9 protein-coding genes are annotated in these 8046 nt (G+C 71.2%); 2 read left to right on the top strand and 7 right to left on the bottom strand.

Annotated elements, in window-relative coordinates:
* The first annotated feature begins 4 nt into the window (after positions 1 to 4).
* Positions 5 to 172 (top strand): TetR/AcrR family transcriptional regulator C-terminal domain-containing protein, encoded by a 168-nt coding sequence (locus tag Q0R63_RS17745; protein WP_295700287.1) that lies wholly within the window; start codon positions 5 to 7, stop codon positions 170 to 172.
* Positions 173 to 491: 319 nt separating this feature from the next.
* Here the strand turns inward: Q0R63_RS17745 and Q0R63_RS17750 are convergent, their stop codons facing one another.
* The 4 genes from Q0R63_RS17750 to eno all read right to left on the bottom strand — a co-directional run bounded on the left by Q0R63_RS17750 (position 492) and on the right by eno (position 4114).
* Entirely contained in the window at positions 492 to 1475 is a 984-nt protein-coding gene (locus tag Q0R63_RS17750) for a Ppx/GppA phosphatase family protein (protein ID WP_295700269.1), read from the bottom strand.
* The gene (locus Q0R63_RS17755; protein ID WP_295700289.1) at positions 1468 to 1983 is read right to left on the bottom strand and encodes a DUF501 domain-containing protein; all 516 of its coding nucleotides are present in this window, start codon (positions 1981 to 1983) and stop codon (positions 1468 to 1470) included. Before Q0R63_RS17755 ends, Q0R63_RS17750 begins: the two co-directional genes overlap by 8 nt.
* Before the next feature lie 56 nt (positions 1984 to 2039).
* Positions 2040 to 2471: a septum formation initiator family protein gene (locus tag Q0R63_RS17760; protein ID WP_295700271.1), complete on the bottom strand. Its 432-nt coding sequence runs from the start codon at positions 2469 to 2471 to the stop codon at positions 2040 to 2042.
* Positions 2472 to 2695: 224 nt separating this feature from the next.
* On the bottom strand, positions 2696 to 4114 hold the full coding sequence (gene eno / locus Q0R63_RS17765; RefSeq protein WP_295700274.1) for a phosphopyruvate hydratase: 1419 nt from the start codon (positions 4112 to 4114) through the stop codon (positions 2696 to 2698).
* Positions 4115 to 4441: 327 nt separating this feature from the next.
* On the opposite strand from eno, the gene Q0R63_RS17770 reads away from it, so the two are divergent.
* Positions 4442 to 5368 carry a sulfotransferase domain-containing protein gene (locus Q0R63_RS17770; RefSeq protein ID WP_295700276.1) on the top strand — a complete coding sequence of 309 codons (927 nt, stop codon included), beginning with the start codon at positions 4442 to 4444 and terminating at the stop codon, positions 5366 to 5368.
* On the opposite strand, the gene Q0R63_RS17775 is transcribed toward Q0R63_RS17770, so the two are convergent.
* The 3 genes from Q0R63_RS17775 to Q0R63_RS17785 all read right to left on the bottom strand — a co-directional run.
* Positions 5365 to 6405 carry a MazG family protein gene (locus Q0R63_RS17775; protein ID WP_295700280.1) on the bottom strand — a complete coding sequence of 347 codons (1041 nt, stop codon included), beginning with the start codon at positions 6403 to 6405 and terminating at the stop codon, positions 5365 to 5367. The two genes, Q0R63_RS17770 and Q0R63_RS17775, sit on opposite strands and share 4 nt — an antisense overlap.
* A gap of 22 nt (positions 6406 to 6427) precedes the next feature.
* Positions 6428 to 6994 carry a hypothetical protein gene (locus Q0R63_RS17780; RefSeq protein ID WP_295700282.1) on the bottom strand — a complete coding sequence of 189 codons (567 nt, stop codon included), beginning with the start codon at positions 6992 to 6994 and terminating at the stop codon, positions 6428 to 6430.
* Between the two features lie 50 nt (positions 6995 to 7044).
* The coding region (locus Q0R63_RS17785) for a TRCF domain-containing protein (RefSeq protein ID WP_295700285.1) at positions 7045 to 8046 on the bottom strand (1002 nt) is incomplete at its 5' end.

Below are 8046 nucleotides of genomic sequence, written 5' to 3' on the forward strand. Positions count from 1 at the left end.
GGATATCGCTGCAGCACAGTTCAACTGGCTCGTCATGGCAGGCCCCCTCAACGAGGCGATGCTGCTGGGCGACGCCGCCGTCCCGACCCCGTCCGCGCTGCGCCGGCATGCCGCCGAGGGTGTGCGGGTCTTCCTCGCGGCGCACCGTCCGACACGCCTTCCTCGGGTGTGAGCCCACGGTCTTCCTCATAGGCTCTCCACCATGGCCTATGACTATCCACCCAGCACAGTTCAGCGCTGGATCGTGGAGCAGCGAACAGGCCTGCGGGTCGGGATCGTCGCCTTGGTGGCGATCCTCTCCAGCGTGAGTGTCTGGTCTACAGCACGTCCCGGACCACCTCGCTGTTGGGCCTGGCAACGTACGCTTTTGTGGGCGGACTGTGGCTCATCATCGTGGGAAGCATCAGCACGTCCGTCGACAGGTGGGACCTGGAGCACCCAGAACTGGGTCGCCGCTGAGCATCCCGCCGTCCGCTACGACCGGTCCGCGCTCACCCCAGACACGACAGCGCGATCCCGTCCAGGATGTCGTGCTCGCTGGTCACCACGGTGAGGGGCCGCCCGCCCGAGCCGCCATGCGCCACCGATGTGTCGGCCTCGACCCGGCCCACGACGTGCGACCAGATCAACGCGCCCGCCCCGATGACGTCGACGCGTCCCGGGTGCATGAAAGGCAGGGCCGTGCGCTCCGCCCGCGTCATGGTGAGCAGCTCACGACAGGCCTGCTGCACCTCGTCGACGGGCGTCACCGACAGGTGGATGGCCACCGGGTCGTAGGCCGGCAACCGCTTGGCGTATGCCGTGACCGTCGTGACCGTCCCGGCCAGACCGACGAGCGTGCGCACGTCGTGGAAGTCGACGGCGCGGGCCGCCGCGTCGACGGCTGCCCGGATGTCGGCCTCGGCCCTCTCGATCTCGGACCGGCTCGGCGGGTCGGAGTGCAGGTGGCGCTCGGTCATCCGGACGCACCCGACATCGGTCGACAGGGCGGCCTCGACCGAGTGGGTGCCGCGGACGAACTCGGTGGACCCGCCCCCCAGGTCGACGACGAGGTAGGGCCCCTCGATGCCGGTCGCCCGGAGGTCGCCCGTCGCTCCCCGGAAGGACAACGCGGCCTCCTCGGCACCCGAAATCACCTCGGGCACAACGGAATACGCCTCGAAGGCCTCGCGGACCCCGGCCACGAACTCGTCGGCGTTGGACGCGTCCCGGGACGCGGAGGTCGCGACGAAGCGGACGGCCGTGGCGCCCAGCTCGGTGCACTGGGCGGCATACTCACGGGCCTGGGCCAGCGTGCGCTCCATGGCCACCGGGTCCATCCGCCCGGTGCGGTCGACACCGTAGCCCAGTCGCACGACCTCCATCCGGCGCAGCACGTCGGAGATCACGCCCTCGGGGGACACGTCGGCGACGAGCAGCCGGATCGAGTTGGTGCCGCAGTCGATCGCGCCGACCCGGACCCCGGGCTCAGTCATCGTCAGCGCCCGTCGTCAAGAGATTGTCGGCGGCGGCCGCCGAGGCGCAGCTCGTGGGCACCCACCAGTCGTCGAGCATCGCCAGCGCCTCGTCGCCGAAGGGGTTCACGCCGGGGCCGACGGCGAGCGAGTGGGCCACCAGGACGTGCAGGCACTTGACCCGGTCGGGCATGCCTCCGGCAGAGACGCCGTCGATCTCGGCCACCCCGCCGAGCTCCCCCCGGCGACGCAGGTAGTCCTCGTGTGCCGCGCGATAGGCCCGCGCCAGAGCCGGGTCGCCCGAGAGCCGGCCCTGCATCTGCCTCATCACGCCCTGCGTCTCCAGCGTGCTGACGAGACCCGTCAACCGGGGGCAGGTGGCGTAGTAGGTGGTGGGGAACGGCGTCCCGTCGGGCAGCCGCGGCAGGGTGCGCACGACGTCGGGCTCACCGCAGTGGCAGCGGTGCGCCACGCCAGCCACCCCACGCATCGGGCGTCCACGCTGGCGGGACGCCGCCGCGACGTCCACCGCCGAGACCGCCGGAAAGACCGGCGCGGTTGGGGTGACGGGGCCGTCGGGCGTGCTCACCTGGGGGCGACCGGGTCCATCCCCGCCGTCGGGCGGTCGGCGAGCTGCATCGAGGTCCAGAGCTGCCCGTACCACGGCTGGTTGCCGGACGAGGATGGTGCCGCGACGACCGCACCGCTGGGGATCGTCGGAGCGGCCTTGGTGGGGTCGATCACGGAGTAGGACAGCTCACCGGGACGGACGAACTTCAGCCGCTCCCGCGCCTGCTGCTCGACGTATGCCGGGTCCTTCCACCGTTCCTGCTCGACCTTGAGCGCATCGACCGTGCTGGTCTGGGTAGCGATCTTGTCCTGCAGCGCCGAGATCTCGCTGCGCTGCCGGAGGACCGATCGGGCGGTCGGCAGGAGGGTCACCGCGAGCAGCACGATGATCGACAGGAGTAGCGCGCCCCGCACCCAGCTGGGGGACTCGCGGGGGTCGGGGCCCACCGTGAGCGCCCGTGCGGACGAGCCAGGGCGGGTGGCTCGTGCCGGTCGAGCCGACGGTCGAGCCGCCGGGCGGGCGGCCGGCCGAGCAACCGGGCGCCCGGTGGCCCGCCCCGCCGAGGCCCGCCCCACGCCGCTCCGACCTGCGCCGCTCCGACCCGACGGGGTGCCGTTGCCCTGCTCGCCCATGCCCCTGCCTGCTCCTTCGAGTTGCCGTCGCGGAGCGGTCAGCCCTCGGCGCCCTGCGTGTCCGTCGTGTCCGTCGTGTCCGCCGTCCCCGCCTCGGCGTCGCCGGGGGTCGGGACCGACTCCGGCTCCGATTCTGCGGCCTCCGGGGCTTCCGTCGTGGGAGCCGCGCCCGGTGTCCACCCGGCGAATCGGGGGAAGGCGCGGACGCCGGCATACTCTGCCGCCGTGTCGAGCTCCTCCTCGATGCGCATCAGCTGGTTGTACTTGGCGACGCGCTCGGAGCGCGCCGGTGCGCCGCTCTTGATCTGGCCGCAGTTCGTCGCGACGGCGAGGTCGGCGATCGTGGTGTCCTCGGTCTCGCCGGAGCGGTGGCTCATCATGCAGCGGTAGCCGTTGTTCTGGGCCAGGGTGACCGCGTCGAGCGTCTCGGTGAGCGACCCGATCTGGTTGACCTTGACGAGCAGGGCGTTGGCCGTGCCGGAGGAGATCCCGCGCTGGATGCGCTCGGGGTTGGTGACGAACAGGTCGTCGCCGACGATCTGCACGCGGTCGCCGAGGCGCTCGGTGAAGGCCTTCCAGCCCTCCCAGTCCTCCTCGTCGAGGGGGTCCTCGATGGAGACGAGGGGGTAGGCGTCGACGAGGCTCTCGTAGTAGTCGATCATCTCGGCCGAGGACTTCGCGCCGCCCTCGAAGGCGTAGCTGCCGTCTTTGTAGAACTCCGACGCCGCGACGTCGAGGGCGAGCCCGATGTCGGTGCCCGCGGCATACCCGGCCTTCTCGATGGCCACGAGGATGAGGTCGAGCGCGGCGGCGTTCGAGTCCAGGTTGGGCGCGAAGCCACCCTCGTCACCGAGACCGGTGCCGAGACCGCGTTCCTTGAGCACCGACTTGAGGGCGTGGTAGACCTCCGCCCCCCAGCGCACGGCCTCCCGGAAGCTCGGCGCGCCGATCGGCGCGATCATGAACTCCTGGATGTCGACGTTGGAGTCGGCGTGCGAGCCGCCGTTGAGGATGTTCATCATCGGCACCGGCAGGACGTGGGCGTTGGGACCACCGACGTAGCGGAAGAGGGGCAGCCCGGCCGAGTCGGCAGCGGCTCGCGCGACCGCGAGGGAGACGCCGAGGATCGCGTTGGCGCCGAGGACGGCCTTGTTCGGGGAGCCGTCGAGCGCGATCATCTCGGCGTCCACGAGCCGCTGCTCGCTCGCGTCGAAGCCGACCAGCCGCGGATGGATGTCGTCGAGGACGGCGTCGACCGCCTGCAGGACGCCCTTGCCGCCGTAACGGGCGACGTCGTCGTCGCGTCGCTCGCTGGCCTCGAAGGCGCCGGTGGACGCACCCGAGGGCACGGCCGCCCGCGCGATCGTGCCGTCGTCGAGGGCGACCTCGACCTCGATGGTGGGATTGCCGCGCGAGTCGAGAATCTCCCGCGCACCTACTGCCTCGATGCTGGCCACGTGCCTGCTCCCTCAGCTTGCGTGTCGATACGACCGGATGGGACGCGGTGCCGTCGGCGCCGCACTGGTTAATTCTTGATGAACCGCATGCACCGATGGGCCGCGAACCAAACGGCTCGGGTGAGGAGCAAACCCAACGAGCGGTAGGACGATAACGACAGAACACCTCCCGCCGGGCGACGGTACCGAGGCCGACCCTAGTCCCTGCGCCGTCTCCCGTCGTGCCGTGTCCCACACAACGGCCTACCGCGAACGGGGAGCGCTGCTAACCTTTTCGGAGGCCGGTCAGTACCCCCGATTACAGGCCGTGACACGATGGGACACGAGATGTTCGCACCCCGACGCGGAGCCGTTCGACGCCGATACGTCAACGAGGCCAAGCACGCCGTGACCATGTCGCGGGCATGGGCACGCAACATCGCGCCCGGACCCGCCGGCGACCTGCCGTCCATCGTCATCATCGGCGTCCAGCGCGGGGGGACGACGTCCCTCTTCCGCTATCTCGGAGCCCACCACCAGATCGTCGCGCCGCTCTCGAAGGAGCTCAACTACCTCAGTCTCCACTACGGCAACGGGGTGGGGTGGTATCGCGGGCACTTCCCCCGCCTGCCCGAGGGGACCCAGACCCTAGAGGCGAGCCCGCTCTACCTCGTCGACCCCCGGGTGCCCGCTCGAGCCGCGGCAGAGCTCCCTTCCACCCGGTTCATCGCGCTCCTGCGCAACCCGGTGGAACGGGCCTACTCCCACTACCTCCACAACCTCGAGCACGGCTTCGAGCCGCTGCCGTTCGTGGACGCTCTCGAGGCCGAGCCGGAGCGGATGGCCCGGGCGGAGCGGATGGGTCTGGACACCCGTCGCGGGCTGATGCTCATGCGCAACTCCAGCTATGCCCATCGGGGCCTGTATGCCGACCACCTCTCCCGGTGGTACGAGCACGTGCCGCGGGAGCGGGTCCACGTACTGCGCTCGGAGGACCTCTTCTCCGACCCCGAGACCACGTTCAACACCCTCATCGACCAGATGGGCCTCGAACCCGCCTCCGGGATCACCTTCAAGCGGATGAACCACTGGGAGGACGACTCGGTGACCCAGCTCACGCCGGAGGTCCGACGCCAGCTCGAGGAGCGCTTCCGGGCGCCGAACGAGCGGCTGGCGTCCATGCTGGGCTGGACCGAGACCTGGGCGCGCGCGGTGGCCCCGGAACAGCCCGACCCCGACCGTGGCGTCCCGTCCCGGACCAGTCCCTCGAGCTAGCGCTCTCGGCCGGGCAGGGCCGACGCAGTCAGGTGGCGCAGGGTCTCCCGCAGGGCTGAGTCCGGGTCGATGCCTGCGGCCTCGAGCTCGACGACGAGAGCGAGCAGCCGCGCTCCGGGACCGTCGGGGTCGCTGGTCAACGCGGCGTCGAGCAGCTCGACGCGAGCGCGTCGGCGCAACCGGGAGACGATCTTCGTCGCCCGCGCCAGGGGCGGCATGGCCTCCGGTATGCCGCGCAGGATGTCACCGTCCGAGCCGCCCGCGGGGGCCGATGCCCCTCGCGCGTCCTGCTGTGCGGCCCTCTCGGCGTCCTTGATGCTGTCCCAGCTCGCTTCGACGGCCGCGGCGTCCGCGGCTTCCGCGTCCGCGAAGACGTGCGGGTGGCGCCGCACCAGCTTGGCGACGAGGCCGGCCGCGACGTCGTCGATGTCGAACGGGTCGCTCTCGTGCTCCTGCGCCACGCGCGCGTGGAAGGCGACCTGCAGCAGGACGTCCCCGAGCTCCTCGACCATGTGGGCGCGGTCGCCGGACTCGAGAGCCTCGACGGCCTCGAACGCCTCCTCCACGAGGTAGGGCACGAGTGAGGCGTGCGTCTGCTCCGCGTCCCAGGGGCACCCACCGGGCGACCGGAGCCGGTCCATCACGGCGACCAGGTCGAGCAGCCGCGCCCCTTGGACGTCGTAGGACCCCACCACGACCTCGACCTCCGGCGGCGTGGGCAACCGTGAGACCTCGGACGCGATGGCGTCGGTGAGGCCGGGGTCGCCATCGGACGAGCCGACCCACACGACCGCTCCGTCCGTGAGCGCCCGGGACACCAGGGCCCGGGCGAGCACCGGCGGCGCGTCCTCGCCGGGCGGTGGTGACGTCACCGGCATACCGGCTGCCCGCAGGGCCTCGAGCTGGGGCTCGTCCTCGCGACCGAGGACGGCCGCAGCACCCTCGAGGGCGAGCCAGGCGTCGCGGGTGAGCACCCCCGCCGGGACCCGCGGGCTGGTGAGCAGGAGGGTCAGCCGACCGGAGCCGGCCGGTGTCATCGCCGGCACCGGGGTGCGGGTGTCACTGCGTGGGGGTGGCCGGTTCGGGGTTCTGGTCCGCCGGGACCGTCTTCATCCAGTTGAGGTCGCGGGGCCGGAGGCCACCCTGTGACGCGTCGAACGTGCCGTAGCGCGGATCGACCTCGACCTTGGTCTTGGCCATGACCGCGAGGATCGCGTCGACGTCGGGCTGGGTGAGGGTGTTGCCGCCCGTGATCGCATCGAACTTGATCAGCTCGACCGTGCTCGGGGACGCATCCGGGACCGTCGACAACAGGTTGTTGTAGGCCACGTCCGGCTTCCACTTCCCCGTGGCCGTGACGTAGTCGATGATGAAGCCGGCGAGAACCAGGACAGTGACGGTGCGGGCCTCGGTGTTGGGTGCCTTCCCGCTCTTCGACGCGACGAACTCGTTGTACTGCTGCGTCGCCGTGGCCACGTCGGAGACCGAGATCGCCTGGCCGTTGACGACAGCCACCGAGTGCGCCTTGTCGAGGGTGCCGCACGCACCGGCGCTGAGGGCGATGCCGATCGCCGTGACGCACGTGACGAGTCCTCGGCGGGTCGGCAATCCGAGTCGCTGCACCATCGACGGGGTCCTTTCACGGGCTGGGGGCGTCCGAGGCCTATTGTGCACGCTCACGCCGACCGGCCGGTATGCCGGGTGCCGCCTGCGCTGCTCGCGCCGCTCGCGCCGCCGGAAGCCTCCAGGGCCCGAGCACCGCTCGCGATGTCGTCGAGCAGGATCGCGCGCAGCAGGTCGGACGCCCACCGCAGCACGGCCTCGTCACGCACCGGCGTGCCGCCGACCCGGGCCGTCATCGGGCGCGGCACGAGGATCGTGTGCAGGGCCTCCTTGACGATGGTGCCGGGATAGAGGCGCATCAGCCGCATCTGCTGGCTCTCGCGCAGGTCGACCGGGCCGAACCGCACCATCGTGCCCTGCACGGCGACGTCGCCGATGCTGGCCGCCCGCGCGACCGTGCGCAGCCGGGCCACCTCCAGCAGGTTCTTCACCGGCTCGGGCGGGACGCCGTAGCGGTCGCGCAGCTCGGCCTCGATCTCCTCCACCGCGGACTCGTCGACCACGGCCGCCAGCTTCTTGTAGGCCTCCAGGCGCAACCGCTCCCCCGGCACGTAGTCGTGGGGCAGGTGGGCGTCCACCGGCAGCTCGATCTTGATCTCGGTCGGCGAGGTGTCCTTCTCGCCGCGGAAGTCGGCGACGGCCTCGCCGACGAGCCGCACGTAGAGGTCGAAGCCGACGCCGGCGATGTGCCCGGACTGCTCGCCGCCGAGGAGGTTGCCGGCGCCGCGGATCTCGAGGTCCTTCATCGCGACCTGCATGCCGGCGCCGAGGTCGGTATGGCTCTGGATCGTCATCAGCCGGTCGTGCGCGGTCTCGGTGAGCGGCTTCTCCGGGGGGTAGAGGAAGTAGGCGTAGGCCCGCTCGCGACCCCGGCCGACGCGGCCGCGCAGCTGGTGCAGCTGGCTCAGCCCGAAGACGTCGGCCCGCTCGACGATGAGGGTGTTGGCGTTGGGGATGTCGAGCCCGGTCTCGACGATCGTCGTGCACACGATGACGTCGAACTTCTTGTCCCAGAAGTCCTGGACGACCTGCTCGAGGCGGTGCTCCCCCATCTG

The sequence above is a fragment of the Lapillicoccus sp. genome, from assembly GCF_025353065.1.
Lineage (GTDB): Bacteria > Actinomycetota > Actinomycetes > Actinomycetales > Dermatophilaceae > Lapillicoccus.

Excerpts from the sequence above, each read along its gene's own strand:
- Q0R63_RS17750 (WP_295700269.1), bottom strand. The coding sequence starts at position 1,475 with ATGACTGAGCCCGGGGTCCGGGTCGGCGCGATCGACTGCGGCACCAAC.
- Q0R63_RS17770 (WP_295700276.1), top strand. The coding sequence starts at position 4,442 with ATGTTCGCACCCCGACGCGGAGCCGTTCGACGCCGATACGTCAACGAG.
- Q0R63_RS17775 (WP_295700280.1), bottom strand. The coding sequence starts at position 6,405 with ATGACACCGGCCGGCTCCGGTCGGCTGACCCTCCTGCTCACCAGCCCG.
- Q0R63_RS17780 (WP_295700282.1), bottom strand. The coding sequence starts at position 6,994 with ATGGTGCAGCGACTCGGATTGCCGACCCGCCGAGGACTCGTCACGTGC.